Source organism: Bacillus sp. COPE52 (assembly GCF_003355115.1).
GTDB classification, from domain to species: domain Bacteria; phylum Bacillota; class Bacilli; order Bacillales; family Bacillaceae_G; genus Bacillus_A; species Bacillus_A toyonensis.
This window is the reverse complement of sequence record NZ_CP031292.1, coordinates 865,089-890,956: the sequence shown is the minus strand read 5'-3', so window position 1 is coordinate 890,956 and position 25,868 is coordinate 865,089. Positions and strand designations below refer to the sequence as shown.

Here is a 25,868-nt window from a genome sequence, read left to right as displayed (position 1 = left end):
AAAGCCCCTTACCATACAAATAGTAAGAGGCTTTTCATTATTCACTACATTACTTCGCAAAACTTTCAGCTAGCTGTTTCTCTCTCCACATAAATGTAATGCCGAGACCTACGATTAAAACAACTCCTGAAAATGCATATGGATAATGAATATTCATATCAAATAATATTCCGCCCATAGCAGGTCCTGCGATATTTCCTAAACTCGTATACGTTGAGTTCATACCAGCAACAAATCCTTGCTCTTTTCCAGCTGCTTTGGATAAAAACGTCGTTAAAGCTGGACGAAGTAAATCAAATGCTAAGAAAATGAAGCAAGTAACGAGAAGTACAATCCAATAATTAAAGACTACAGTGGATACAAACGCTAACACTGCACCTACAATTAAACATATTTGAATTAACACTTTTTCACCAAACATGTCAACTAATTTTCCAAACATAAATACTTGCACGACTACCCCAAAGATTGAACTAATTGTAATAATTGCAGCAATATCTTTCGGCGTGAAACCAAATTTATGATCAGAAAACAGACTAAACACAGTTTCATATGCTGATAATCCAAATGCGAGTACAAATACGATAATAAATGCAATTGCATACATTGGGTTTAATGATTTCTTTAAATCTCCAATAAAGCTTGATTCTTTCGTATTAGAAGAAATTTCTGCAAGCTCTTCTTTCGTTAACGGTTCTTTTAAAATAAAGATCGAAATCACACATGCTATAAAGGCAATCACTGCTGCCACAAAGAACGGCACACGTATTCCGTATTCTGCAATAAACCCGCCGATTCCAGGCCCTATAATAAATCCAGTGCTAATAGCTGCTGAAAGATAACCCATCGCCTTTGGTCGTTCCTGAATCGATGTAATATCCGCAACATATGCTGTAACTCCCGGCATAATAAACGCAGCACTAATTCCACCTAACACCCTCGCTACATAAAGCATCCACACATCTTTTCCTAATCCAAAAAGCAGCTCTGAAACACCAAAAATAAATAATCCAATGATTATCATTTTCTTCCTACCGTAAAGATCGACCCAACGACCTGTAATAGGTGAAGTTATGAGCTGAGCCATTGCAAACACTGCAACGAGATAGCCCATCGTTTTACCTGTTAAATTCATATCATTCATAAAGGACGGCATAACCGGAATGATTAACCCAATCCCTAAAAAAGCGATAAATATATTGCTTAAAAGAATGACCAATACCATCTTTTGTTCTTTTATCGGTTTCTTCACTTTTTAACACCTCTTCCCGTAAGTTCCTCTCAAAAATAATGCCCAAGAAATTTTTTCTTTATCCTGCTATTTGTGGGCTAATAATGAGTGGAGATACCCCCACTCATTAAAGTTTCACTTTATCCTTCCACACATACACAAATACAGGGTGAATGACTATCATTCAGTTTTTCGTAGAAATGAACCTACCCTCTTAAGATAGGTTCACCTAACTGTTTTGTCCCCATTAATGCGGGCTAATAATCAGCAGGGAATGCCCCTACCAATTAAAGTTTCCCTTTATTTCTTTATATGTAGTGCATGTATTAAAAAAACTAGTACTTCTGCCTTTTGAAGCTCCACTTGCTCATCATCTTTATGATCGTATAAATAAACTTGTTCCGCTGCTGATTCAACAAGAGCGATAAATAACTTGGCTGTTCGCTCTGCGTGAACCGAATCACGAATTTCACCAGCTTCTTTTGCCTCGCTTAAAAATTCGCTTAGCCACATATAAAGAGGCTCATATACAGCTTCCCATTCTTTTATATGTTCAGTAGATGCAAGACCCGCATACATTAATGCTTGTATTTCACGATATTCAGCTATAAAGTTAAATACTGCATCTATTACTTGCTCAACTTTACTTGAAAAAGATGCATCGTTCTGTACTTTTTCTTTCACTGCAAGTATCATCTTCTCAACCATCACTTCTGCTATTGCAGGCATAACAGATAGCTTAGAAGGAAAATATAAATAGAAAGTTCCTTGTGCAATGCCAGCCAATTTCACGATATCAGAAATCTTCGTTTTTTCAACGCCCTTTTCCTTAAACACTTCAATAGCTGCATAGACAATTTTTTCTTTTTTATTCATCATCTAACCCTTTCAAACACATATTGAATGACTGTCACTCATTTTATAAAATAACTAGCTGTACTGTCAATCATCATGTACTTTCATAATAAAAATCTCCCAACAGATCGTTAGGAGATTTAGCTTTACTATCCTTTTCTTATGAAAGGGCCTTTAATCCTGTAACTCCACATACGATAAGAGCTACGCTAATCAAACGTGCCTTACTTTTCGATTCACCAAACAGAAACATATTTAATAAAACTGCGCCTGCTGTTCCAATACCAATCCAAACCGCATAAGCCACACTTACTTGTAAAAACAAGAAAGAAGTGTATAAGAATGCGAAGGAAGTTGCAAATCCACCTATATAAATCGCTCCATTTGCTAACGTCTTATCTTTACTATACATTTTAAGACCTATCACACCGACTATTTCACTAATTGCGGCACAAAATACGAAAATCCAACCCATTTTTAAGCAGCTCCTTTCACAATTTCTTCCGCGGTTTCTTCTTTATTATCAGCCAGTTTTAAACCGATAACACCCGCTACGACCATCACGATAAAGAATAGTTTGCCTACACTGAAACTGCCGCCGAAAAGGAATACATCCATTAGGAAAGTACCTACCGTACCAGCTCCGGCAAACACAGCATATACAGTCCCTGTTGCAAGATGCTCGCACGCTTTAGAAAGAAAATGAAAATCAACAGCAATAACTCCTACAATAACAACCCAATGCCACCAAGTATGGGCTGTATTAAAACCGAACACCCAAAATATTTCAAAGATACATGTTAATATCACATATAACCAAGCTTTATTTTTCATATCTCTCACCTTCTATTATTATATGACTGACCGTCAGTCATTTTTAATTTAAAAAATATAATCTCACGCAAACTACTATTTTAAAAAACAATATCAGCCTCATTTATCCTTATATTTGTTCAGTTATTAAAAATTACTTATCTACACCCTTTCATAACAAATGACTGAATGTCATTCATAAATTATTTTACACGAATAATTTATAAAATGTCAATACCAACATTCCATAAACAATTTAACTACTTGTAATACTTTACATTTTTAGAAACCGTAAATTGCTTAACTTGATGGCAACAATGTCTCTTCCTCCATCAATCAACTTAATAAAAATCGGTACTCATTATTGTTAAAAATGTTATTCTTTCTTTATTAATAGGGGGCTAGCGTAAAAAAAGACACCCTCACAGGTGTCCTTTTCATTATGGAAATCTCTTAAAATACATTTCTATTTAAAAACCTTTTGTTACATCATAATACCGTTATGTTTGAACGTATACCATTTTCCATTAATTAAATGTTTTCCGACTGCCATGTCACCGCTAGACTGTAAATAATACCAATTTTTATTTTCTTGTAACCAACCTGTTTTCATTGGGCCATCTTCAAAGTAATACCATTTCCCTTTATTGCTAAACCAACCTTGTTCACTTGCACCAGATTGATCATTAAAGTAATACCATCCTTCTTCTAGCTGTTTCCATCCTGTTAGCATTGAACCATCTTCATTAAAGTACCAAACCGTACCGCCTTCAGCTAGTTTCCCTTTTCGCATAGCACCAGTGTCATCAAAAACATAACGCTTTCCGTTCTCTTCTAACCAGCCCTCGTTCCAGTTATTTTCTGTGCTTTTCATTGATCCATCTGTATTTAAGTAATACCATACGTTATTATTTTTTAACCAACCTGTTTGCATGACACCAGATGCATCAAAATAATACCATTTCCCTTTCACTTGTGCCCAACCTGTTGCCATAGCGCCATCTGCATTATAGTAAAACCATTTCCCTGTATAAGGCCCACTTTTAATCTCTTGCCAACCTGTAACCATAGTTCCATCTGCATTAAAAGTGTATGTTTTTCCTCCTATAGTCCTACGGCCATCAGACATGTAACCATCTTTGTCAAAGTGATACCATGAACCATTGATTTTTTTCCAATCTTTAGCCATAGAGCCATCTTCGTTAAAATAATGCCAAACTCGAACTTTCTTCCATCCTATTTGCATTGAACCATCTTCATTAAAATAATATGTTTTTCCTTGAATATTTTTCATATATGTAGCCATCATGCCTGTTTCATCAAAGTGATACCATTTTCCATTAATATTTTTCCAACCTATAGCCAAAGAACCATCTTCATTATAGTACAACCAGTATCCCGTCCCTTGAAACCAACCACGTTTTTCTTGAACTTGCTCAATTGTATCCGCTTTCTTTTGAGAAACTACATTTTCTTCTGCATGAGACACTGCTGGTATGATAAACATTGAAGACATTAAAATCGGCAAAATAACTTTCTTCATTTTCCAAATCCCCCAATTAATGAATATTTTTAGTTTTTATTTCCACAAACAGAATTGTATTACGTTAATTAAATATAGTCAACAGTTTTTGTAATGTAATTGTAATATTTTTTATAAATTAGAAACATATGAGTTTTTAATGTAATTATAATTACATAATCGTTATAATTAATCATCCATTTTTCCAAGTAATTCATTCGTTCCAAATATCAAAAAGATAAAAAGTATGGATTTCATAGTAGTCAAAACTTTGAGCGTATACATGAACTTTTTAATACTGTTATAATTTTAGTTAACACAATAGTCTTTCAAATTTTTAATCTAGTTTAATAAAATCAATATTCCGTCAATAATATTGATAATACGATACTTTCTCCACTCCCCCTTGGAGAGATCCCTTGAATGGAGCAGTTAGCTTTTGCTAGCTGCTCTTTTTATTTGTCCGCACACTATGATGAAATACTCATAGATCAAATCCATTTTTCATCACGTAACAGGAAACAGTGTATTTTTTAATCTATGTATTTTTCAACGAGTCTTTGTATGCAATGATTTTATTTTCAAGCATCTTCTCTGTAACTTCTAAGTTTTCTCTTTGAATCTGAATAGATTTCCTGTGATCTTCTAGGAGCTGTAAACGAGCTTCAGTTGTATGCTCCCCTTCTAAATATAATCTAGCGTATTCTCTTATTTTCGCTATTGGCATTTGCGTTTGTTTTAACTTCATTACAAACTGCAACCACTTTATATGTGATTCTTCATACAGTCGATTTCCATTTGTATCGCGATTTGCAATTAGTATGTTCTCTTTTTCATAATAACGTAATGTATGTGTGCTCACTCCTAATAATGTAGCTACCTCACTAATTGTGTACATACTCATACTCCCTCCACATGCCATTTGCTCTCATATATTTTGCGTTCTTATCAAATTTATAAAAAACATTTGACTTAGAGTATACTCTAACAAATACAATCTAACCATAAATGAATTTGAACTTAGGGGGATTTTATATGAAATATACTGTTATTACTGGTGCTAGTTCTGGAATTGGCTATGAATCGGCTTTAGCCTTTGCATCTCGTGGAAAAAATATAATACTTGTAGCTCGAAGAAAAGAAGAATTAGATGGATTAAAATTGAAAATTAACGAAATGTATCCGGAGTTAGATGTTGTCATTCGAAGAACTGATTTATCCGTCACGGAAAATGTTTATAAACTTTATGAAAGTCTCCAAAGTTTCCAGATTGAAACGTGGATTAACAACGCAGGTTTTGGTAATTTTGCCTCAATCGCTGAACAAAATTTAAATAAAATAGAAACGATGTTGCATGTAAATATAGAAGCACTAACAATACTCTCTTCCCTTTTCGTTCGAGATTATTCAATGATTGATGGAACACAGCTTATTAACGTTTCATCAGGCGGTGGATATACGATTGTCGCTAATGCTGTTACGTATTGCGCTACGAAATTCTATGTAAGTGCATTTACAGAAGGATTATCTCACGAACTGAAAGAACAAGGTGCAAAATTACAAGCAAAAGTTTTAGCTCCTGGTGCAACTGAAACAGAGTTCGCGAAACGATCATTTGATGTTGATGAATTCCAATACGATAATGTTGTACCAAAATTCCACACTGCAAAACAAATGGCACAATTTATGCTCGACCTTTATGATAGCGATAAAGTTATAGGGCTTGTCGATGGTTCTACTTATAACTATGAGCTTAAAAATCCCATTTTTAATTTTGCAGTAAGAAAAACAAATTCAAATTCTTAACAACATCTCATTTCTGCCTAAAATATAGATACCCACTATTTCTTAAATAATAGTGGGCTTTTTTCTCTCTAAACATTTCACCCAACATACCTAATCATCGCCACTTCATCGCAATAATCAACTTTTGGACAATGCCTGCAATCAATCCACACTTTCTCTGGCAACACTTCCTTATTCACAAAATCAAACCCGCACTTTTGAAAAAATTCCGTTTCATATGTTAAAGAAATTACCCTGTTCACTTTTATCTTTGCCGCCTCATTCATAACATGATTCACTAACATACGCCCTATCCCTTTCCCTGCATATGTATGCGAAACTACTAAAGATCGTACTTCTGCAAGATCCTCTCCTAACACATGTAAGCCAGCAACTCCAACGACTTCCTCTCCTTCTTTCATAACATATAAACATTGCAAATATTGATAGAGAGACAAAAGAGAACGCGGTAAAACAACCCCCTCTTTTGCATAAACTTCAATGAGACTATAAATTTCTTTCACATCACTCGTAACCGCATTACAGATTTTCATATTATATCCCCTTGCCCCCAATATTAATATTTATAAACTTTAATGAATTTTAATACATAATTTTATATAATAATACATCTCTCTTTTCTCCTCGTCAATCACTTTATACAAACAAAAAACCAAGCAATCTAATCGATGCTCGGTTCCTCATTTCGTATCGGCAATACCGTCGAATATTTAATTTCACGCAGTGCTAAACTTGTCTGTATCCGTGTAATACCAAGCTTGTTCAACTTTCTAATAAACTGCTCCAGTTCTTTACGATCACGATTTGCAACTTTTAATAAATAATCATATTCCCCTGTTAAACAATGACATTCTAACACTTCAGGCATCGATTCTAATTCTCGTTCTAGCACTTCAAGCTTTTCATACTGATGAATATTTGTGCTCATAAAAATGAAGCATAGTAAATCAAAACCGAGCTTTTCTTGATTTAAAATTGCTACTTGCTTATCAATAAAACCTTCTCCATCTAACCTTTTTATTCTTGCATGCATCGCAGCTGGAGATAAATTAACACGGCGTGCAAGTTCTGCATTACTTACTTGTGATTCTTTCTGCAATATATCTAAAATTTGTACATCCAAATCATCTAACACTTTAATAACAGATGACTCCATTATAATTCCCCCTTTTTTCTTACCGATGATTATTCGAAAAAACATCCCTTAATTCAAATGAAACTGAATATTATTCTTTAAGATACAAACGAAACGAAATATTTTATTGATTTTTAACCATTACACAAAAGAATATATTACACAATAAAGAAAAATGCTAAAATTATTTACAATTCGTATTGATTATAACAAAGGGGATTTTAATATGCCTTATTTTTATGTCTTTTTACTATTATTAACGAGCTTATTATGGGGAGGGAATTTTGTCGTTGGGAAATCTCTCGTCGATCATGCCTCGCCGATGACACTGACGAGTTTAAGATGGATCATTGCGATCGTTTGTTTATTACCTATGGTATGGTTTAAAGAAAAGAAAATCCTGCCACCGCGCGCTGCGATACTACCTTTAATACTGATGGGGGGTTCAGGAGTCGCTCTCTTTAACATCTTTCAATTTTTAGCATTAGAAAAAACATCCGCAACGAATGTGGGTCTCATCTCTACATTGAATGCAATTTCAATTGCACTATTTTCGGTATTATTTCTAAAAGAAAAAGTAAATACACTTCAAATATTATCCATGACCCTTTCATTCTTCGGGGTTATCCTCGTTCTATTAAAAGGTGATTTCTCACTTTTATTTTCACTACATTTTAATAGCGGAGATTTATGGATGATTGCGGCAGTTTGTATTTGGGGGATATATTCTGTGTGCAGTAAATGGGCAACAAAAACAACTACACCGCTAATGGCGACGTTATATTCTGGTATTTTCGGCATTATTTTATTATTGCCATTTAACATCGGGAACTTCACTGTTTCAAATATAAATACATCATTCATTACATCGCTTTTATATACAGGAATTATTTCAACAGTACTTTGTATGGTATTTTGGAACATTGGTGTACAAAAATTAGGAGCTACAACATCGGGAATTTTTCTAAACTTCAATCCGATTTTCACAGCTATTTTAGCATTCCTTTTCCTAGGAGAAGAATTAACATGGATACAAATTTTAGGTACAATTGTCGTCGTGACAGGATGTTATTTATTTTCTCATTTCAAAACAGTTGCTGTTCAGCCAACTAGAGTTTTACTGCGCAAACATTCTTAATCAAAAAAACATCGCCACCAAAGTGGCGATGTTTTTATTTACCTTTCATTTCTTTCACATACTTCTTTTCTTCTTCTGGCGATAAACGTTCTGTTGCCTTTCCAGTATCACCACCTTGAATTTCCCACAAAAAGTTATGCTCCTCAACCGTTTGTGAAAAATCCCCTTTCTCCCAGCGCTCCAAAGTAGCAAGTAACTTTGATTTATTTTTAAAATTTGTACTGCTTTCTACTGCTTCCTTCGCACTACGAATTTCCTTATTTGTCATTTCAATAAATCCCCATTTTTCAGAGGATTTCACTTTTTGATGTACCATCCTATGCATGGTAGAAATAATTTCATCTTCACTAGCTTGTTGCTTCTCTTCCTTTTCTTTCTTCCCTTGTTGCCCCGTTACATTTTGTGCTTTCAGACTCTTCTCCTCTTCTTCTATATAATTTAGAAGTTTCGTAACACCGAATACAGCTCCTATCGCAATTACAATCATTGTAATTGTCCCTATAATCCATTTTTTCATATTATGTATTCCCCATTCCCCTAATAATCACATAAACAAATAGAATCGCCTGCGTACAGCCGATTCCATTTGTTTCCTTATTCCATTTTAAACCTTCATCGCTTCTCGCACAATATAACTATCCACATATTGCTTAAATTTTATGATTTTTCCATTTTCAAGCTGCCATATATGAACAAATTCTGCTTCAAACAATTTTCCCGTTTCTTTATAAACTCCTGAATACACACCTTCAGCAATAATTACATCTTTTCCGTTTACTTCATGATACATATTTACACTCGCTTTATAATCATCCCATTCTGATCCTAAACGACTAAATACATTTTCCATTATAGCCTCTGTACCTATATACGTTCCGCCGTACGGGAAACCTTTTGCCTCTGTCCATTCTATTTTTTCAGAGAGGGCTTCTGCTAAATGTTTTGCATTCGAAGAAGCTGATCCTTCATACGTGCTTTGAATAATTTCTAAATTTGATTTAAGCATAGTAATTCCTCCCACGTTTATTTATTCTTTACACAAATCGTAACTATTCCAGTTACAACTTGTGTAAAAAAATATGCTAATTAACTTCATTCTTAACTTAATTGTTGTAATCATTATAGTTACAGATACTCTTTAAGTCAACAATTTATAAATAAAATTTACCTCGTTTTCATTACTTTCTCTTTTAAGAAACGATCTACATATCCTTCTGCTTTTACAACGAATAAATACGCACCCATTGATAATAATGCAAGATCTAATTCATATCCTGGATTCTTACCATCTCCTAATAATCCTGCTGCTCCATTTACCTTTACGATAGCTCCAGCTAAAATAAGAGCGAATAACAATCCTACATATCGAACACCTAAACCGATAATTAATAATATACCACCAACTAATTCAACTGTCGCTACGCCATACGCAAGACCACCTGGTAAACCGATACTTGTAAACCATCCTGCTACGTTATCTATACCTGATTGAAACTTTGCTAAACCGTGTGCAAAGAACGTAACTCCTAACACGATACGAATAATTAAATTCCCAATATATTGATTCATTTTGAACTCTCCTTTTTTGTTTTGTTATGGTAAATATTTATTCACAAGACAAAACAATACGGTATTTCGTTTCATTCGTCAAATGCTTTTTTTAAAGAAAACAAAAAACATTATCCGTTTTACGAATAATGTTTTTTATAAAATAGCGCTAATTCCAGCTTTTACTCAATCGCACAGAAAAAGTTGAAACTTTTTTCCAGCACCAATATAAGGCAATAACGGCACGTCTTCTTCCACAACCATTCCGACAACATTCACCTTCTCATCTGTAGGCAAATCATTTATAACAACTTGCATCTCCCCGGCATATCTACCGTACAATTCATTATCAATTGTAATACTGCCTTTCTTTCTTGCGATTGCATGCATCGGCTGTAAAATCACTTTATTTCCTTCCCTTGATTCTACTGAGCGAATGACATCACGTGCTGGGTCTAATCTATTTGTATGCACTTGCTCTACTACTTTTAATACTTCATTTTCATTTATAAATGACTCATATCGCAGCGGAATAATCCCTCTACTCGCGCTCGCAATTTCTTGTACACTTTCTAAACTAGCACTTATATCTCCAATCAACACTTTATCGACATCACAATCTTGAACAAGTTCTAAAAACGCTTCAAGCGGGCGCATATTGCGGTGCTTTTCTAACGTTGGTAACCCTTCATATAACGGGCCACGTTTATCCTCATCTCCCGAAATAAATGCCATCGTTGTTATTCCACACGCATGTAAATATTGATTTTGCTTTTGTAAGAAGGACCTTGCTAGTCCTGTTTCTGGACGCGGATAAAAATTATGCCACGCTTCTACATTCTCTACCCGTATATTTTCCGCAAGTAACTCTTCCCAGAAAGATTCTGTAATCGTACTCGCATTTAAAGCTACTTTCATCTTATGAGATACACGCGCAATTTCCTTCGGCGCAATGCCATAATCCATTCGTAAACCAGTAATACCAAACCCCCATAACACTTCCACATTTTCATACGTTATTCCTAAATGATTTAACGACTTTGGAGATATATCCACCATTAATTCCATTTCATTTTCGAGAGCCTGTTTCCCTAATGTTTGGATTAACTCTTTATACGTATCTGGATCATCTTCCGGAATATGAAGTGATGTAAAAATAGATGAAAATCCGTTTTCCTTCGCTATTTTTAGCCACTCTTTTTGTTTGTCTGCTTGCCCTTTTGAAAGATAAATTGAAACTCCTATCATATGAATCTCCCTTTCTATGAATAGAAAAAGAGAAAGGAATCCCTTTCTCTATATGTTTTCTGCCATTTCTTCTTTAAATCCGAAGAAGTACGTGAAGATAAATCCGAAAGTATATGCAATGACTAAACCTAAGAAATATAGTAAATATTTATTATCAGCAATTAACGGGATTAAAGATAATCCTGATACGCCAATTCCGAGTGAAGCCGTTTTCATAACTGCTTGGAATGCGCCACCGACAGCCGCTCCTAAACAAGCAGTGATAAAAGGTTTTCCAAGTGGTAATGTAACCCCGTATAATAACGGCTCACCAATCCCTAAAAACCCAACTGGCAATCCACCTTTAATTACGTTACGAAGTCGTTTATTTTTTGTTTTTACATAAATTGCAATCGCTGCGCCCACTTGACCAGCACCAGCCATTGCGAGTACTGGTAATAAAGGTGTTACGTGCGTTTGATTAATAAATTCCATATGAATCGGTGTTAAACCGTGGTGTAATCCGACCATAACGAGTGGTAAAAACGTTCCGGCTAGCACTGCTCCAGCAAATGCCCCACCAACATTTAAAATTACGTTAATACCGCTCGTAATACCATCAGATAAAAATCCCGCTGCTGGCTGAATCGCTAACATCGTTACTATACTTACAGCTAATACAGTAATAAGCGGTGTTACAATAATATCTACTGCATTCGGCACTGCTTTTCGTACTCTTCTCTCAACTACTACCATAAGCCACGCTGCAAAAATAACTGCAAACAATCCGCCCCGCCCAGGTACCATTGCCTCACCAAATAATTTCACATTTGCCATCGCCGGATTGAAAATTAAAATACCCGCAATCGCCCCAAGAACTGGTGTCCCGCCAAATTCTTTCGCTGTATTCCAACCGACTAAAATCCCTAAAAATGTAAAGATACCGCCGCCAATGAGTAGTAACATTTGTAGCCATGTAGCATTCGGATCAGCACCAGCGTTTTTCGCAAAGTTAGCAACTCCGTTTATAATTCCTGATGCAACAAGACCAGGTATTAACGGAATAAAAATGTTACCTATTTTTCGTAAAAAGTTCTTCACTGGTGTATTATTTTTCTTCTTCATCTCTGATTTAATCTCTTGACCAATATCTTCAAGATGATGATCTGCAACCTCACCAATTCGTAATCCTGTTAAAACTTCCATTTCAGCTGCTACTTTATTTACAGTTCCTGGACCAACAACAACTTGAAGTGTTTCATCTTCAATGACGCCCATAACGCCTTCAACCTTTTTCAAAAGATCCATATTCACTTTACTTTCATCATGAAGCGTTAACCTCAGTCTCGTCATACAATGAGCAATGCCACGAATATTTTTTATTCCCCCAAGTTGCTCTGAAATTTCTTTGGCCATTCTCTCTTCTTTCTTCATAATAGAATCCCCCTCCCTATTCTTATCGTTTCACTTTATAATGCTTTCTTCACAAAGCCTTTCGCTTCTTTTAGTTTTTCTAGTGCTTCCCCATACTCACACTGTAGTAATACCATAACGATAGCAACTTTCACATTACGATTTGCTTTTTCGTAATACTCTGCCGCTACTTCATAACTAACTCCTGTTGCTTCCACAATAATTCGTTTTGATCGTTCTACTAACTTTTCATTCGTAGATTGAACATCTACCATTAAGTTTTTATATACTTTTCCTACACCAATCATTGACGCTGTTGAAATCATATTGAGCACTAATTTTTGCGCTGTACCAGCCTTCAAACGTGTTGAGCCTGTTAATATTTCTGCACCTGTCTCTACTTCTACATTGAGTTTTGCATACTTACTTATTTCAGCATTTTTATTACAAGAAATACTCGCCGTACTTGCTCCCACACTATGTGCGTATTTCAATCCGCCAATTACGTAAGGGGTTCTACCACTTGCCGCAATACCAATCACTGTATCTTTCTCGTTTAAGCCAATACTTTTCAAATCTTCTTCTGCTAATTCTTCGCGATCTTCGGCACCTTCCACCGCCTTAGTAAGCGCTTTCAATCCACCTGCTATAAATCCTTGCACCATTTTATCATCTGTTCCAAATGTTGGTGGGCATTCAACCGCATCTAAAATACCTAAACGGCCACTCGTACCAGCCCCAATATAAATTAATCGGCCCTCTTCTTCAAAAGATTTAATAACAGTCTGTACGACCTTTTCAATGTGTTCTATTTCTTTTTCAACTGCTAACGCAACAGTTCGATCTTCTTCATTCATACTTTGTAACACTTCTTTTATACTCATCTCATCTAGATTCGTCGTTTTCTCATTACGGTGTTCTGTCGATAAATTTTCTAACATATTGCCACCCTCTTTGAAATTATATTTCACACTTTTATTATAACTTTAAGAAACTAAAAATCAATAACTCTTTCTTATTTTATGAAATAAAATTTCACAACATGACATATTTTTGTCAAAGATAATAAAGTGAAACTTTAATCAGCCCGACCCCCACCTAACTTTCTTTGCTTCCACTGAATTTTGAGGGAGGGGGCTTACTGCCCGGCAAATAGCGGGATAAAAAAAGATGAGTCCCCTCATCTTTTCTTCTACTTTAACTTCCGTAACCGCAAAGCTTCTTCTCGCGTCTCCATAAATTGATCCAGCACTTTATTGCCAATTCGATTAAAAGTAATCACATATAAAGCATCAATCATATTCAGTTGCGTCATTCTCGAAGCAATACTCGCAATACGATGATCTTGCTCTACATCCGGCATACAAAGGCGAATGTCCGCTTCTTTATATAAAGGTGATGATTGGTCAAGTTTTGTAATTCCGATAACAGTTGCACCTTGTCTCTTTGCATATTGCGCCATTTCAAGCACATCTTTCGTTCGCCCAGATGTTGAAATTGCCACAAATATATCGCCTTCTTTTAAATTCGTCACAAGCGGCAACATCATATGAAAATCAGATAGCATCATCGCTGTAAATCCGAGCCGTGTAAATTTATACGCCCCATCCATCGCCGGTGTCGCTGACCCACCTACGCCGTAAAATAAGATCTTATCCGCATTTACAATACGATCTGCAGCTTTCTCAAGTTCCTTCTTATCTATCGCCGTAACACTTGCCTCAATTGCAGCTTTATTCACATACGTAACTTTATTAAACAAATCGTACGGTCCATCTTCCTTATTCATTACTGAAAAATCGTTAATATTATAATCAGCAATCGTTAATTCACGAACAAGCGCTATCTTAAATGCTTTAAAGCTTCCAATACCGATTGTTTTACAAAAACGTACAACACTCGCCTCACTCGATCCCGCATTTGTAGACACTTCTTTTGTCGTTAAATTTGGAACAATCTCTGCGTTCTCCATTATGTACATGGCAACCTTCTTTTCAGCTGGTGAAAATTGATCCATATTATTTTCAATTTTAAATAGTAATGTTGAAGCTTTCACTATTTAACCTCCACTTCTTACGGTTGCGTATATTCTCTAATATCATTTGTATCATATAGATAAAAACCATCATTACCAGGTGGATGATGAACAATTACAGTTCGATCCCCTTTTTTATATGACGTTATTTCACCTTCAGATCTCTGTTTTTCCCATCCATATATCCAAATTGCAAAGTCAGGTACAAAAGCAGTGTACTTATAGCCTTTCGGTTTTCATCTTCTACATAGGAAGAAAAAATAGAAACTGGAAAATATTTCACTTTTTGATTCTTTCCATGCGGTAAATGGTATACATAGTGCAATAAGTATGATTACGCCTATAACCTTCCCCTTCGTAATCTTCAAACATCCCTCTCCTCGTCCACATCATATACATAGATTTTACCATAATTACAAACCACTCATGCTACATGCCCATTGCTTTTTGAAATAAAAAGAGCTTACCTACGTTAGATAAGCTCTTTCCCTCTATACAAAATACTTCTTTAAAAGTGGCGGCGTAATAATCGTTGTCAATATAACAACAATAACAATCGCTGTGAAATTTTCTTTCGCTAATAAATTCGCCGTCAGTCCATTTGCTGCGATAATCAGCGCTACTTCTCCGCGTGACACCATCCCTGCACCAATACTAATAGAAGATTGGAGGTTGAATCCTGTCAGTCTTGCTCCTAAACCTGATCCGATTAACTTTGTGAAAATCGCAACGAGCGTCATAATGATAATGAACCAAAGCTGACTCCCGATTCCTTGAAATGTAATTTCCATTCCGATACTTACGAAGAACACTGGTACAAATATCGCATAAGCAATCGGTTCAATTTTATGTTCCACTTCATGCTTATACTCCGTTTGAGAAATGGCAATTCCTGCTGCAAATGCTCCAATAATACCTGCAATTCCCATCATTTCACTGTAATACGAAAAAGAGAAACAAATAATAAGAGCCGCGCTAATTAAAGCTTCTGTTACGCGAAGCGGCACAAGCATTTTCATAATCCAAGGAACGACTTTCCATGCGATAAAAACAATACTTACAAAGAAAACAATTTTCTTTACAATGACAAGTGTTATATTCACATCTTGCGTTCCTAAGAAGCTCATAACAAACGCTAATAAAATAACGACAATTACATCATCAAATACGGCAGCACCTAAAATCGTTGTACTTTCTCTCGTATTCATCTTCCCTAAATCTCTTAGCGTTTGCACTGTAATACTAACCGATGTTGCACAAAGTAATAATCCTAAAAAAATGGCGTGAGATTGCATTAATCCAAACAACAGTCCTGTCACATATCCACCGATGAAAGGAAAAATAATTCCACCAGCCGCTACTGCAAACGACGATTTCAAATTCCGATTTAACTCTTCTAAATCTGTTTCAAGTCCCGCCATAAACATAAGTAGCAAAACACCAATTTCACTAAGCTCATCAATAAGTTCTGAACTATTAATAATACCTAGCACCGCAGGACCGATAATAATACCAACAAGTAATTTACCAAGTACAGAAGGCTGACCGAGTCTAACGCTAATATCACCAGCTAATTTCGTACAAAGTAAAATGACGACAAGTTCAAAATAAAATAACATAGCATCTTCTCCTACTATATAAAGTGAAACTTTAATCAGTGGGGGTTTTGTTCATCCCCCACTGATTATGAGCCCTCACCAATCGGGCGTTTACGGGCAGCCCGACCCCCACCTAACTTCTTTGCTCCAGCCGAATTTTGAGGTGGGAGTTTTACTGCCCGTTAATGTGGGATAAAATAAATCTATTTGTTAACCCGCATCCATTTCCGCACATAGTTTCCCCTATTCATCCGGATTTTATTTGTTAAATTTTTATTTGACAAAATATTCTGAATTATAATAAAGTTAATCCAGAAACTTTAAAAAACTACATACCATAACTGTACCTCCATTTACTTACGTACTCTTTTCTAATGGGCTCATACTATATTCGCAGTTATGGAAATGAAAAACGGGGGGAGAGTCCAAAATGAAGTCATTATTACGAAAAAAAGCGCTCAGTACTGAATCACCAAAGCAACTAGATAGAACATTAACTGCACTCGATTTAACGTTCTTAGGAATCGGCGCCGTAATTGGGACAGGGATCTTTGTATTAACAGGTATTGTTGCAGCAAAACATTCTGGTCCTGGTATTATGCTATCATTTCTTATCGCTGCATTTACTTGTGCTTGTGTAGCCTTTTGTTATGCTGAATTTGCTTCTTCTATACCTGTCTCAGGAAGTGTGTATACTTACGCATATATGACAGTCGGAGAAGTCGTCGCCTTCATCGTCGGATGGTGTTTAATGCTTGAATATTTACTTGCCGTTGCAGCTGTAGCTGTTGGGTGGTCTGGTTATTTACAATCTTTACTACAAGGATTTAACATACACCTTCCCGCCATAATCGCCTCGGCCCCCGGTGTTGGAAAAGGTGGTATCATCGATTTACCAGCTGTCTGTATTTTACTTCTTATTACTGGCCTTTTAAGTTTTGGTATACGTGAAAGTGCACGCATTAATAATATTATGGTTCTTATTAAACTAGCTGTTATCATTGCCTTTATCGTTGCAGGCGCAAAATATGTAAAGCCTGAAAATTGGACACCGTTCATTCCATTCGGATACGATGGTATTATTACTGGAGCTGCCACTGTATTCTTCGCCTTTTTAGGGTTTGATGCAATCGCAACCGCTGCAGAAGAAACGAAAAAACCACAGCGTGATTTACCAATTGGCATTATCGGTTCCCTTCTTATTTGTACTGTTTTATACATGATTGTATCTTTCGTTTTAACAGGCATGGTTCCTTATACACAATTAGATGTTTCTGATCCAGTTGCATTTGCATTGCATTTCGTTGGTGAAGATACAATTGCAGGATTACTCGCTGTTGGTGCGATGACTGGAATGACAACCGTTCTCTTAGTCGTTATGTATGGACAAGTTCGTGTTTCATATGCGATGAGCCGCGACGGTTTACTTCCAAAAGCGTTAGCACGCGTAAATAAAAAAGTGAAGATCCCTTTATTAAATACGTGGATTACTGGCGTTGTTGCTGCTTTATTAGCAGGACTTTTAGACCTACATTTACTCGCGAATTTAGTAAACATCGGTACGTTAACAGCCTTCACATTCGTTTGCTGTGCTGTACTTATTTTACGAAAAACACATCCTGACTTAAAACGCGGATTCCGTACTCCATTCGTACCTGTACTACCAGTTGTCGCAATCCTTTGTTGCTTATATTTAATGATCAATTTGTCTAAAACAACATGGATTAGCTTTGCAGTTTGGCTTATAGTCGGCTTATGCTTCTATTTCTTCTACTCTAGAAAACATAGTCATTTAGCTATTGAAAAAACAAATGATGAAGAGAAAAAGGCATAATAAAGTAGCTCGCCGATAAAAACGGCGAGCTACCTTCATATCTTATTATTTTTTTTCGTCAACGATTGTAAAATGATGAATATGCCAATGCAAGCTGTAAACCATGCCTAATTTCCTCTTGGTGTCGAGTATTTAACCATTCCAATACCCACAAGCAATAGGAAAATAATCACCTGATATATGAGCTTCCACTTTTGCATATATTCCCTCCTTTACTTCGTTCCCTTCTTTTTATTCTTCCAGGCATTCAAACTATCAAAGAAAAAGTTAATAAATAACGTTCCTAGTCCTGCTAATAAGAAAGTCATTAAAAATAAAACCCAAATACTTTTCTCTTTTAAGAAATAATATCCTACAAGGAGCACAACCGCGATCCATACATATTCAAGAATTCTTTTTAGCTTTTTCTGTTCCAAATTATTCGCTCCGATACGATAAACTTAACTAAATCTATACAATTCAATCAAATTTACACAAGTTAGTGCTTCATCGTGTTCTCGCAACCCCGAAGGGACGAGGGGTATAACACTCCACACGAGGCAGTATCGTTACCTCCTATTATCAAGCATTTATTTTACCCATCTTGATAGATTTATCGAAGCATTTACATCCCTATCGTGATGGCTATTGCATGAAGCACAACACCACTCACGTATTTTTAAACTCCACTGTCCTTCTGGTTGAACTATATGGTCGTATTTTACGCCGCAACATGAGCAAATCTTGCTTGAAGCGAACCATTTATCAGCTTTTACATACTCAGTGCCGTACTTCTCGCACTTGTATGACAGACATTGAAAGAAGAAGTGTAATTTTTGAAATGAAAATGCTTTCGATAGTTTTTTGTTTTTTAACAGGTTTGAGATAGATAAGTCTTCCACAACAATCCTCATTGGTTTGGTTTTCACCAATTTAGCTGTTGCTTGATGGATATGGTTATTTCGGATATTCGTAATTTTCCTAGATAACCGCAGGTGCTCAGCTTTCGCTTTTTCATATCCGGCAGATTGAATTTTTACACCTTTTTTAAATCTCTTCGACATATCTCTTTGTGCTGACTTTTTCCTTTTCAAAAGTTTTTTAACCTTAGCATCTTTGTTTATATTTCGTTCTTTCATACCATTAGAAGCTACAAAAAGCTCTTTTAAACCAACATCCACACCAATCGACTCATCGGTTAGTTCTTGTGATTCAAAGTCTTCTTGGAACCCTACACTCATCCACCAGTGACGACCGTCAAAGGTAACTCTTGGATTGGATGGTTTTTTATTTCTTGGTAGTTGTTGGCTTGTTTTCACTTCTCCAATAGACTGAATATGAACTACTTTCTTTCCTATAACCAGTCTTTCATAATTGGCATAAAATCCTTGAATTAAATCTTTTTTGGATTTATAAGAAGTGTGATAACCATTTTTGTACTTTTTGAACGAATTTTTTCTCGCCGTATCAAAATCTTTTGAAGCCTGTTTGGGAACTTGTGCATTGATGTCTTTTAACCACTCATATCTCTTTCGCTTCTTGATCTTTGTAAATCGTTTCTGTAAAGCTAACTGTGAAACAGATTTTCCAAATAGCTTATAGTATCTATCACTCATTCTTTTACAATAGTTATAAGCGAATCTTGCAGCGCCAGCATGGTTTCTAAGCACTTTTTCTTGTTCAGGCGTTGGAATTAGTCTGACTTTCTTCGCCAATATCATCAGAATGTAACTCCTTTAACGAAAGATTTGTTCTTCTGAATAGTAGCGTGTTCCACCAGCATTCTCGTAAGACTACTCGGATGCAAACCTGTTAATTCTGATACTTGACTAACTCGTGAAAATTTCATTATTATTCTTACCTCATTGAACCTACCATAGCACATGTGTTCGGTAGATTCAATGAGACTTAATAGATTTAATTAAATGTATCTCGTTCAACTAAGGGCGCAATTCCTTAGCCAGTTCTCTTATGAACTTCTCATGTTTTCACATGAGCGCAGACTATATGTTTATCTCTTTAGAGATAGAGGATTTTTCCACCACCATAGGCTTGTGATGTACTCTCGTCAGTTATACGAGATAGTCGTTGAACGTTCATCTTATCACTTTTGACTTAGATGATTCGAGGCGGAAGACCCATTGTTCTAGTGTTTAGGGTTTAACCTTGCACCATCTGATTGATTTTTTCTGCTTTCGCGACATTCACGCTCGCCATTTCTAGCCACGTTGTAGTTCAATCAGCTTTAGGGATTGCCCGCAGTAAACCCTCACTACTAGCCAATCACTTGACTAGCAGGGCTTACTGATATATTTAATTAACTTTCGTTATAATTGGTTAAATAAATCGTAACAGTTAATTACCCTTTTTCTATACTACTTTTAGTATAGCAAAAAAGAAGCCTATCATGATAAGCTTCTTTTCCTTCCCTCTTATTTGTTCATGCTTTTTTCAACAAGTGAAATCGCGTACTCTATCGTACGATTCATCGTTTCTACCTGTTCGTCTTTCACTTTCGCATCTTTTAATACAGCTTCTGCAACTGTAATTTTTTGCTGTAATGATTTCACTGAACCGTCCGTTACATTTGCAGCTTGCGCTTTCTTTACGACAGCTTTAGCCTTTTCAATGTTGATTTGTAATTTTTCTTTCGGTGTTTTTGGTTGTTCTTCTGCCACTTTTGATTGTACAAATGTTACATTAGCTGTTTTTAATTCGTTATACATTTGAATAATTTGTTCCCCAGTACTTCCGATATTTTCAAACGCTTGCTTTGCAGTGTTATAGCTTTTCTCTAGTTCTTGAAATGCTTCCTTTGAGTATTGACCTGGCTTATCACCAAATTCATACGTACCAGCTAACACTGCTTTTGCTTTTCCTAGCTCTTCATATAACGCGTTTACTTGCTCTAACTTCGTACGATTAAAAAACTCATTGTACGCTGCTAATACTTCTGAAGAACTTAATGCTTTACTATATAATTTTGCTAGCGCAATTTGACCATTTAACGGAATGCCACCATTTCCATTGCTATCTGGATCAGCTCCAAATGCAAACGGTACGTTCGGGTGATACACTTTTCCTTGAGCTGGTTGGCTATTTACTTTTTTACCATCTACATAAATGGCTACTTCATTTCCGTTATACGTTCCTGTTAAATGATATGTTTTGTTCGCTTCTAACTGAACGCCAACACGTTTATAACTACCACCAATATGAGCCCACAATTCAACATTTCCACTTCCTGTAGATTCAAAACCAATTCCACCACTCTCTGTATTTTGCAAAATACCTTGTCCACGAATTTCATTCATTGAAAATACAGTTTCTAACGTAAATGCATTTGCTACTTTTTCTTTTTGGGCTGCTGAAAACGGAAGATACCCAAATGTATTTGCTTTTCCGTTTAACTTCATAACACTCTTTTTCAATGTTTTCTCATATTCAATAGTCACATTGCCCTTCACATCACCTTTTGTACCAAATGGTGAATTGTCTTTAAATGTACCATCTGCAAAGTTCACATCGAAAACATCAGCCTTTGGCACTTTTACATTCGGATCGATATTATCTTTTTTCGTAGTAATTTCTGCCGTTAACGGCTGCACACTTTCATTGCCAAATGAATCAATTGCGACGACTTCAAGTAGGTATGTTTTCCCACCATCTAACCCTGCAAGCGTAAATGTAAGGTCTTTCGGCACTGGGTCACGGTAAAACTCTGAGAATGCTAATAACTTATTTTTAATCTCACCTGTTTGTTTATCCTTCGCTTGTACACGATAAGAATGAACAAGAAGGTTATCCAATGCTTGCGGGAATGTTACTGTTGCTGCGTTTTCTGTTACATTTGATACAGCAAGCTTTGCATCCTTAGCGAAGTATGGCTTTTCTTTATCACGATTTTCTACATGTGTAAATGTTTCTTTCTTTGCTGGCAATTTAATTTTCCAAGGCTCACCCGTCCAAGCATTCGTATGGAAATCACGACGGTTAATCGTTACCTCTTCATCATCTACTTCTACTAATAAACCTTGGCTTAACGTACTAGCTCCTGGCGGGATATTTCCTTGTACTTTACCGCCTTCAACTTCCATATAACTTACAGAAGATGTACCAACAGACGTAAAGTCTTTTTGATGAATTGATCTTGGATCATCTAACGGATAATGAGAATGACCTGAAAACGTAATGACTTGTGGGTATTCTTTTAATACTGCATTAATTTTCGTACTATCTTTCGTTCCCCACTCTTGGCTACCGTATACTGTATCTTTAATATGTTGATGTAAAAATACGAAAATCGGCTTTTCTGGATCATCCTTTTGCGCTTTTGCCATTTCTTCTTTTAACCAGTTAATTTGCTTGTCTGAATAATATCCATGAGTTGTCCCATCTTCCGGAGACATAACAAGGAAGTGATACCCTTTCACCACTTTATGATAATAAATCGATTCCATTCCTGTTTTTTCTAAGAAACGCTTCTGCGCTCCATCTACAGATAAGCCGTTCCAATAATCATGATTACCGAGAGAATTCATTCGTACCGCATCTTTATTTGCATTTTCATTATACACTTGCATGAAGCGATCATATTGTTGTACCGATCCTGAATCAGTAAAATCTCCTACAATTACAAATGCATCTTGTTTTGGAGCAAGTGTATTAAACTGTTCAATCGCTCTTTTCCAGCGAAACGTATCATCCGTTCCACTGTTTTTAATATGTACATCACTTACAACTGGAAAAACTAACTTCTTCTCACTCTGCATCTTTTCTTGTTTCTTCTCTTCCGCTTTGACTGATGTACTCCATGGAAATGATACAAACGCCAATACAAAAATCATTAATAATCCAATAAGACCTTTTACTTTTCTTAAAGCAATTCTGTCCACGTGAATCCTCCTCATAATAATTGATTCATTACAAGGGCTATTTTATCTAAAGCATATTAATGTCGTTTAAATCACAAATGAATTTTATTAGATTTTTGTAAATATACAGTTAATTATAAATTAAGTCCCACATTCCTCGTACTATTGTATACAACCACCTTTTGTCTAAAAGATTCTGATCATTCTTTTCCCATGTCTATTCACATATACTCTTTTCTATAACATGAATGATACGTTAAGATGTAAGCCTATTAGACAATCTTAATTTTTAACATTTTCTTCTTTTCTTAACACATCGGCCATGCTTCTACATTTAATAGTAGTAAAAGACAACTTAAAAAGGAGGGGTTGTATTGAAGAATAAAAAAAATATTGGCTGTTTCGCTCCTTTATCTATCATTTGTCCAGACCCTTGTCCACCGCCCCCTCCTCCAAATCCAAGTTGCGAGCTAGTAACAAATGAATTTGCAGGGAATTTCCTCATAACTAATAACACCATTCCCTCTGCCAAAGATGCATTACGATCAATGATACTATGGAAAAGTGATGGGATACTCCTTATATCAGGTACTGTCTCGGTTTACAATAGTACTAGCAGCACTGAAGCAAGTACAATTCAAATCGTTGGAGCAGTAACTAATATTTTCACTGTGTTTCCTGGCAATACAATATCTTACACAGGTAAAGATTTAATATCCGTTAGTATTATTAATATACAAAGTAATTCTTCACTATATTTAGAAGGCAAGTACTGTTGCCAATTTACATGTTGCTTATAGAATACCAATTTCATTACTTCCTCAATAAAAAAAACATACCCTTTACGGTATGCTTTTTTTATGAAACCGGATAACGTACTGTAATACAAAACTCTCCTTGATTAACAGTTGTTCCTGTCGTAGTAATTCGAATTGTAGTAAAATATCGTACAGTGAAAGTACCGCTACTTTGCGGTTGAACAGTAATCGTATCAACTACTGTAGCACCTACTAAAAAATCAACTGTAATTGGATTTGCACCTACATCATATTTCACATAACCTGAACCATACACTTCTTGCGTAATATTATTCGTATATACAATTTGAGTACCAGCACCTGTAATAGACCAGTCTGTACATACTTGATCTTGTACAAGCGTTTTATTAGAACAACAAGACAAACTGGAACTTCTCATTCCCATTTTGATCCTCTCCTATTCTGCTATGAAAGTGGATAACGTGTTGTAATACAAAACTCTCCCTGATACGTTCCAGCAGGTGTTGCCGGTAACACAACTTGTATACTATCAAAGCGGCGATACGTAAAAGCAATACTCGTTCCTGGGTTTAATGTTTGTGTATCAATTGTAGCCCCAGCAGAATCAAGTGCTTCTACAGTGATTGGACCTGGTCCAACATCATATTTCACAAAGCCAGTACCAATTACATTTTGATTAATATTATTTGTATAGAGAACATTATCAATTGCTGTTGCAACTACAGTAGCAGACCACGGACTACACACTTTATCTTGCACATAATTTTTATCTGGACAGCAAGTTAACGCGGACCCTGAGCACTCACAAGACATAGTTGTTTCCCCTCTCTCTTTTATATTCCCTATATGTGTATGTCCTTTAGAGTCTTTTGCCTGTACTATTCATCCATTTTCAAAAATTATTCAAAACTCAGTGCTAATAACTAGATAGATTCCGTTTTGTTTCGTTTTTTCATAAATTTATAGATAAAGATACTAGCCACGATAAGAAGAACGCCTCCTAATATCGGTAGCATATATTGTCCAACAACATCCGCTGCTTTTTCCCAATGCGGACCTAATTTCATTCCTACATATATATACAAAGCCGTTAACGGGAACATCGCTACAAATGTATATATGCTAAATTTCCATATGTTCATTTTCGCCATACCACATGGAACGGAAATAAGTGTTCGAACTCCTGGAACGAAGCGTCCAACAAATGCTACAACCGGTCCGTATTTCTCAAAGAAATCATCTGCCTTTTGAATTTGTTCTTCTTTAATGAAGAAGTATTTTCCGTATTTTATTAATAGAGGACGACCACCGTAATAACCGAGTGCATATAACGTTAATGGTCCTGTCGTTCCACCAAGCGTTCCAGCTAATACAGCTAGCCAAAAATTCATATCTCCCTCGTACACCCAATATCCAACCATGGGTAAAACTACTTCTGCTGGAATAAATTCAAACGTTAATGCTAACACAACTCCAAAATAAGAAAACTGCTTTAAAAACTCGATTATATCTAAAATAATTTGCTCCATTCTTTTAACTCCTATCCAATATTTACATTATGCTTTTCTTGTAATTGCACTGGTGCCATTTTTACAATTCGATTCAAAATGAATAACACAATTCCAATATCATCTAAAATACCGATAAACGGCAGGAAGTCTGGAATTAAATCAAGCGGCATCGCCACATAACCAACTAAAAAAGCAACAGATAAAATTTTCTTCTTTATTGAAACCTCTTTTGAAGTGAAAAAGTCAAATAGGAATGGAACAAACTTGCGGACACGAAATACAACTCTTAATCTACTAATAAGTTTTTTCATTTTTTATCTCCTCTCTTTGTATACAAAAAGGCCCCTACCAAATATGGTAAGGGTCCTAAAAAAGACAATAAGGGGCCTGTACCATTGCTGGTAAAGGTCTCACTAACAACGAAACGTTGCCAATAAAGCCGAGGGTTTCTCCCTGTAATGACGACTTTACTGTGATAAGTTACTCCCCTTTATATACACAATTTTATACAATCACATTAAAATATTTTAGAGGGCTTGTCAATACATTTTATGACTCGAACTATCTAGC

The 25,868-nt window shown here is 35.8% G+C and carries 28 protein-coding genes and 1 pseudogene; 4 read left to right on the top strand and 25 right to left on the bottom strand.

Annotation, left to right across the window (positions count from 1 at the left end):
- Positions 1-49 precede the first annotated feature (49 nt).
- From DPQ31_RS04395 to DPQ31_RS04370, 6 genes are all read right to left on the bottom strand, one after another.
- Complete coding sequence (locus DPQ31_RS04395) at positions 50-1,252, bottom strand: MFS transporter (protein WP_000742963.1); 1,203 nt, start codon at positions 1,250-1,252, stop codon at positions 50-52.
- 279 nt (positions 1,253-1,531) lie between these two features.
- Positions 1,532-2,110 carry a TetR/AcrR family transcriptional regulator gene (locus DPQ31_RS04390; protein ID WP_208731579.1) on the bottom strand — a complete coding sequence of 193 codons (579 nt, stop codon included), beginning with the start codon at positions 2,108-2,110 and terminating at the stop codon, positions 1,532-1,534.
- Between the two features lie 136 nt (positions 2,111-2,246).
- Complete coding sequence (locus tag DPQ31_RS04385) at positions 2,247-2,561, bottom strand: DMT family transporter (protein ID WP_000539702.1); 315 nt, start codon at positions 2,559-2,561, stop codon at positions 2,247-2,249.
- A gap of 2 nt (positions 2,562-2,563) precedes the next feature.
- Positions 2,564-2,920: a DMT family transporter gene (locus DPQ31_RS04380; protein ID WP_000790623.1), complete on the bottom strand. Its 357-nt coding sequence runs from the start codon at positions 2,918-2,920 to the stop codon at positions 2,564-2,566.
- 463 nt (positions 2,921-3,383) lie between these two features.
- Positions 3,384-4,442, bottom strand: coding sequence for a glucan-binding protein (locus DPQ31_RS04375; RefSeq protein ID WP_000755815.1), 1,059 nt, complete (start codon positions 4,440-4,442; stop codon positions 3,384-3,386).
- A 517-nt stretch (positions 4,443-4,959) separates the two neighbouring features.
- The gene (locus DPQ31_RS04370) at positions 4,960-5,319 is read right to left on the bottom strand and encodes a MerR family transcriptional regulator (RefSeq protein ID WP_000288079.1); all 360 of its coding nucleotides are present in this window, start codon (positions 5,317-5,319) and stop codon (positions 4,960-4,962) included.
- A gap of 137 nt (positions 5,320-5,456) precedes the next feature.
- On the opposite strand from DPQ31_RS04370, the gene DPQ31_RS04365 reads away from it, so the two are divergent.
- Complete coding sequence (locus DPQ31_RS04365; protein ID WP_070172767.1) at positions 5,457-6,227, top strand: SDR family NAD(P)-dependent oxidoreductase; 771 nt, start codon at positions 5,457-5,459, stop codon at positions 6,225-6,227.
- Positions 6,228-6,304: 77 nt separating this feature from the next.
- Here DPQ31_RS04365 and DPQ31_RS04360 read toward each other — a convergent pair whose 3' ends face one another.
- Together DPQ31_RS04360 and DPQ31_RS04355 are read right to left on the bottom strand one after the other, a co-directional pair.
- Positions 6,305-6,760 carry an N-acetyltransferase gene (locus DPQ31_RS04360; protein WP_000686679.1) on the bottom strand — a complete coding sequence of 152 codons (456 nt, stop codon included), beginning with the start codon at positions 6,758-6,760 and terminating at the stop codon, positions 6,305-6,307.
- 128 nt (positions 6,761-6,888) lie between these two features.
- Positions 6,889-7,383 (bottom strand): Lrp/AsnC family transcriptional regulator, encoded by a 495-nt coding sequence (locus DPQ31_RS04355; RefSeq protein ID WP_000446110.1) that lies wholly within the window; start codon positions 7,381-7,383, stop codon positions 6,889-6,891.
- A 205-nt stretch (positions 7,384-7,588) separates the two neighbouring features.
- Between DPQ31_RS04355 and DPQ31_RS04350 the strand changes: the two genes are divergently transcribed.
- Positions 7,589-8,500, top strand: a complete 912-nt coding sequence (locus DPQ31_RS04350; protein ID WP_208731578.1) for a DMT family transporter — start codon at positions 7,589-7,591, stop codon at positions 8,498-8,500.
- A 34-nt stretch (positions 8,501-8,534) separates the two neighbouring features.
- Here the strand turns inward: DPQ31_RS04350 and DPQ31_RS04345 are convergent, their stop codons facing one another.
- From DPQ31_RS04345 to DPQ31_RS04305, 9 genes and pseudogenes are all read right to left on the bottom strand, one after another.
- Positions 8,535-9,017 carry a PRK06770 family protein gene (locus tag DPQ31_RS04345; RefSeq protein ID WP_033660331.1) on the bottom strand — a complete coding sequence of 161 codons (483 nt, stop codon included), beginning with the start codon at positions 9,015-9,017 and terminating at the stop codon, positions 8,535-8,537.
- A gap of 87 nt (positions 9,018-9,104) precedes the next feature.
- Positions 9,105-9,506: a nuclear transport factor 2 family protein gene (locus tag DPQ31_RS04340; protein ID WP_199633018.1), complete on the bottom strand. Its 402-nt coding sequence runs from the start codon at positions 9,504-9,506 to the stop codon at positions 9,105-9,107.
- Between the two features lie 158 nt (positions 9,507-9,664).
- On the bottom strand, positions 9,665-10,069 hold the full coding sequence (locus DPQ31_RS04335) for a DoxX family protein (protein ID WP_199633017.1): 405 nt from the start codon (positions 10,067-10,069) through the stop codon (positions 9,665-9,667).
- Between the two features lie 165 nt (positions 10,070-10,234).
- Positions 10,235-11,296 carry a DUF871 domain-containing protein gene (locus DPQ31_RS04330; protein ID WP_208731577.1) on the bottom strand — a complete coding sequence of 354 codons (1,062 nt, stop codon included), beginning with the start codon at positions 11,294-11,296 and terminating at the stop codon, positions 10,235-10,237.
- A gap of 48 nt (positions 11,297-11,344) precedes the next feature.
- Entirely contained in the window at positions 11,345-12,709 is a 1,365-nt protein-coding gene (locus DPQ31_RS04325) for a PTS transporter subunit EIIC (RefSeq protein WP_208731576.1), read from the bottom strand.
- Between the two features lie 35 nt (positions 12,710-12,744).
- Positions 12,745-13,629 carry an N-acetylmuramic acid 6-phosphate etherase gene (gene murQ / locus DPQ31_RS04320; protein WP_199632897.1) on the bottom strand — a complete coding sequence of 295 codons (885 nt, stop codon included), beginning with the start codon at positions 13,627-13,629 and terminating at the stop codon, positions 12,745-12,747.
- 251 nt (positions 13,630-13,880) lie between these two features.
- Entirely contained in the window at positions 13,881-14,744 is an 864-nt protein-coding gene (locus DPQ31_RS04315) for a MurR/RpiR family transcriptional regulator (protein WP_000648150.1), read from the bottom strand.
- A 17-nt stretch (positions 14,745-14,761) separates the two neighbouring features.
- Positions 14,762-15,091 (bottom strand): annotated as a pseudogene (locus DPQ31_RS04310) (outer surface protein).
- A gap of 123 nt (positions 15,092-15,214) precedes the next feature.
- On the bottom strand, positions 15,215-16,342 hold the full coding sequence (locus DPQ31_RS04305) for a cation:proton antiporter (protein ID WP_000899812.1): 1,128 nt from the start codon (positions 16,340-16,342) through the stop codon (positions 15,215-15,217).
- A 409-nt stretch (positions 16,343-16,751) separates the two neighbouring features.
- Here DPQ31_RS04305 and DPQ31_RS04300 point away from each other — a divergent pair, with 409 nt between their 5' ends.
- Positions 16,752-18,155, top strand: coding sequence for a branched-chain amino acid transporter BcaP (locus DPQ31_RS04300; protein WP_208731575.1), 1,404 nt, complete (start codon positions 16,752-16,754; stop codon positions 18,153-18,155).
- A gap of 212 nt (positions 18,156-18,367) precedes the next feature.
- On the opposite strand, the gene DPQ31_RS04290 is transcribed toward DPQ31_RS04300, so the two are convergent.
- From DPQ31_RS04290 to DPQ31_RS04280, 4 genes are all read right to left on the bottom strand, one after another.
- Positions 18,368-18,571, bottom strand: a complete 204-nt coding sequence (locus DPQ31_RS04290) for a hypothetical protein (RefSeq protein WP_000435797.1) — start codon at positions 18,569-18,571, stop codon at positions 18,368-18,370.
- A gap of 153 nt (positions 18,572-18,724) precedes the next feature.
- Entirely contained in the window at positions 18,725-19,855 is a 1,131-nt protein-coding gene (locus DPQ31_RS04285; protein WP_208731574.1) for an RNA-guided endonuclease InsQ/TnpB family protein, read from the bottom strand.
- Positions 19,855-19,983 carry a hypothetical protein gene (locus tag DPQ31_RS29225; protein WP_261797502.1) on the bottom strand — a complete coding sequence of 43 codons (129 nt, stop codon included), beginning with the start codon at positions 19,981-19,983 and terminating at the stop codon, positions 19,855-19,857. The genes DPQ31_RS04285 and DPQ31_RS29225 overlap by 1 nt, the downstream gene beginning before the upstream one ends.
- A 583-nt stretch (positions 19,984-20,566) precedes the next feature.
- Entirely contained in the window at positions 20,567-23,029 is a 2,463-nt protein-coding gene (locus DPQ31_RS04280) for a LamG-like jellyroll fold domain-containing protein (RefSeq protein ID WP_208731573.1), read from the bottom strand.
- 353 nt (positions 23,030-23,382) lie between these two features.
- Here DPQ31_RS04280 and DPQ31_RS04275 point away from each other — a divergent pair, with 353 nt between their 5' ends.
- Positions 23,383-23,808 carry an S-Ena type endospore appendage gene (locus tag DPQ31_RS04275; RefSeq protein ID WP_087970995.1) on the top strand — a complete coding sequence of 142 codons (426 nt, stop codon included), beginning with the start codon at positions 23,383-23,385 and terminating at the stop codon, positions 23,806-23,808.
- A gap of 58 nt (positions 23,809-23,866) precedes the next feature.
- Here the strand turns inward: DPQ31_RS04275 and DPQ31_RS04270 are convergent, their stop codons facing one another.
- The 4 genes from DPQ31_RS04270 to DPQ31_RS04255 form a co-directional block, all read right to left on the bottom strand.
- Entirely contained in the window at positions 23,867-24,211 is a 345-nt protein-coding gene (locus DPQ31_RS04270; RefSeq protein ID WP_087970996.1) for a DUF3992 domain-containing protein, read from the bottom strand.
- A 20-nt stretch (positions 24,212-24,231) separates the two neighbouring features.
- Positions 24,232-24,600: a DUF3992 domain-containing protein gene (locus DPQ31_RS04265; RefSeq protein WP_001277536.1), complete on the bottom strand. Its 369-nt coding sequence runs from the start codon at positions 24,598-24,600 to the stop codon at positions 24,232-24,234.
- 110 nt (positions 24,601-24,710) lie between these two features.
- Entirely contained in the window at positions 24,711-25,316 is a 606-nt protein-coding gene (locus DPQ31_RS04260) for a DedA family protein (RefSeq protein ID WP_000435006.1), read from the bottom strand.
- 11 nt (positions 25,317-25,327) lie between these two features.
- A complete protein-coding gene (locus tag DPQ31_RS04255; RefSeq protein WP_097957704.1) occupies positions 25,328-25,609 on the bottom strand; it encodes a YkvA family protein in 282 nt (93 codons plus the stop codon).
- Positions 25,610-25,868 lie beyond the last annotated feature (259 nt).

Excerpts from the sequence above, each read along its gene's own strand:
- DPQ31_RS04390 (WP_208731579.1), bottom strand. The coding sequence starts at position 2,110 with ATGATGAATAAAAAAGAAAAAATTGTCTATGCAGCTATTGAAGTGTTT.
- DPQ31_RS04385 (WP_000539702.1), bottom strand. The coding sequence starts at position 2,561 with ATGGGTTGGATTTTCGTATTTTGTGCCGCAATTAGTGAAATAGTCGGT.
- DPQ31_RS04380 (WP_000790623.1), bottom strand. The coding sequence starts at position 2,920 with ATGAAAAATAAAGCTTGGTTATATGTGATATTAACATGTATCTTTGAA.
- DPQ31_RS04375 (WP_000755815.1), bottom strand. The coding sequence starts at position 4,442 with ATGAAGAAAGTTATTTTGCCGATTTTAATGTCTTCAATGTTTATCATA.
- DPQ31_RS04370 (WP_000288079.1), bottom strand. The coding sequence starts at position 5,319 with ATGTACACAATTAGTGAGGTAGCTACATTATTAGGAGTGAGCACACAT.
- DPQ31_RS04365 (WP_070172767.1), top strand. The coding sequence starts at position 5,457 with ATGAAATATACTGTTATTACTGGTGCTAGTTCTGGAATTGGCTATGAA.
- DPQ31_RS04360 (WP_000686679.1), bottom strand. The coding sequence starts at position 6,760 with ATGAAAATCTGTAATGCGGTTACGAGTGATGTGAAAGAAATTTATAGT.
- DPQ31_RS04355 (WP_000446110.1), bottom strand. The coding sequence starts at position 7,383 with ATGGAGTCATCTGTTATTAAAGTGTTAGATGATTTGGATGTACAAATT.
- DPQ31_RS04350 (WP_208731578.1), top strand. The coding sequence starts at position 7,589 with ATGCCTTATTTTTATGTCTTTTTACTATTATTAACGAGCTTATTATGG.
- DPQ31_RS04345 (WP_033660331.1), bottom strand. The coding sequence starts at position 9,017 with ATGAAAAAATGGATTATAGGGACAATTACAATGATTGTAATTGCGATA.
- DPQ31_RS04340 (WP_199633018.1), bottom strand. The coding sequence starts at position 9,506 with ATGCTTAAATCAAATTTAGAAATTATTCAAAGCACGTATGAAGGATCA.
- DPQ31_RS04335 (WP_199633017.1), bottom strand. The coding sequence starts at position 10,069 with ATGAATCAATATATTGGGAATTTAATTATTCGTATCGTGTTAGGAGTT.
- DPQ31_RS04330 (WP_208731577.1), bottom strand. The coding sequence starts at position 11,296 with ATGATAGGAGTTTCAATTTATCTTTCAAAAGGGCAAGCAGACAAACAA.
- DPQ31_RS04325 (WP_208731576.1), bottom strand. The coding sequence starts at position 12,709 with ATGAAGAAAGAAGAGAGAATGGCCAAAGAAATTTCAGAGCAACTTGGG.
- murQ (WP_199632897.1), bottom strand. The coding sequence starts at position 13,629 with ATGTTAGAAAATTTATCGACAGAACACCGTAATGAGAAAACGACGAAT.
- DPQ31_RS04305 (WP_000899812.1), bottom strand. The coding sequence starts at position 16,342 with ATGTTATTTTATTTTGAACTTGTCGTCATTTTACTTTGTACGAAATTA.
- DPQ31_RS04300 (WP_208731575.1), top strand. The coding sequence starts at position 16,752 with ATGAAGTCATTATTACGAAAAAAAGCGCTCAGTACTGAATCACCAAAG.
- DPQ31_RS04285 (WP_208731574.1), bottom strand. The coding sequence starts at position 19,855 with ATGATATTGGCGAAGAAAGTCAGACTAATTCCAACGCCTGAACAAGAA.
- DPQ31_RS29225 (WP_261797502.1), bottom strand. The coding sequence starts at position 19,983 with ATGAAATTTTCACGAGTTAGTCAAGTATCAGAATTAACAGGTTTGCAT.
- DPQ31_RS04270 (WP_087970996.1), bottom strand. The coding sequence starts at position 24,211 with ATGGGAATGAGAAGTTCCAGTTTGTCTTGTTGTTCTAATAAAACGCTT.
- DPQ31_RS04265 (WP_001277536.1), bottom strand. The coding sequence starts at position 24,600 with ATGTCTTGTGAGTGCTCAGGGTCCGCGTTAACTTGCTGTCCAGATAAA.
- DPQ31_RS04260 (WP_000435006.1), bottom strand. The coding sequence starts at position 25,316 with ATGGAGCAAATTATTTTAGATATAATCGAGTTTTTAAAGCAGTTTTCT.
- DPQ31_RS04255 (WP_097957704.1), bottom strand. The coding sequence starts at position 25,609 with ATGAAAAAACTTATTAGTAGATTAAGAGTTGTATTTCGTGTCCGCAAG.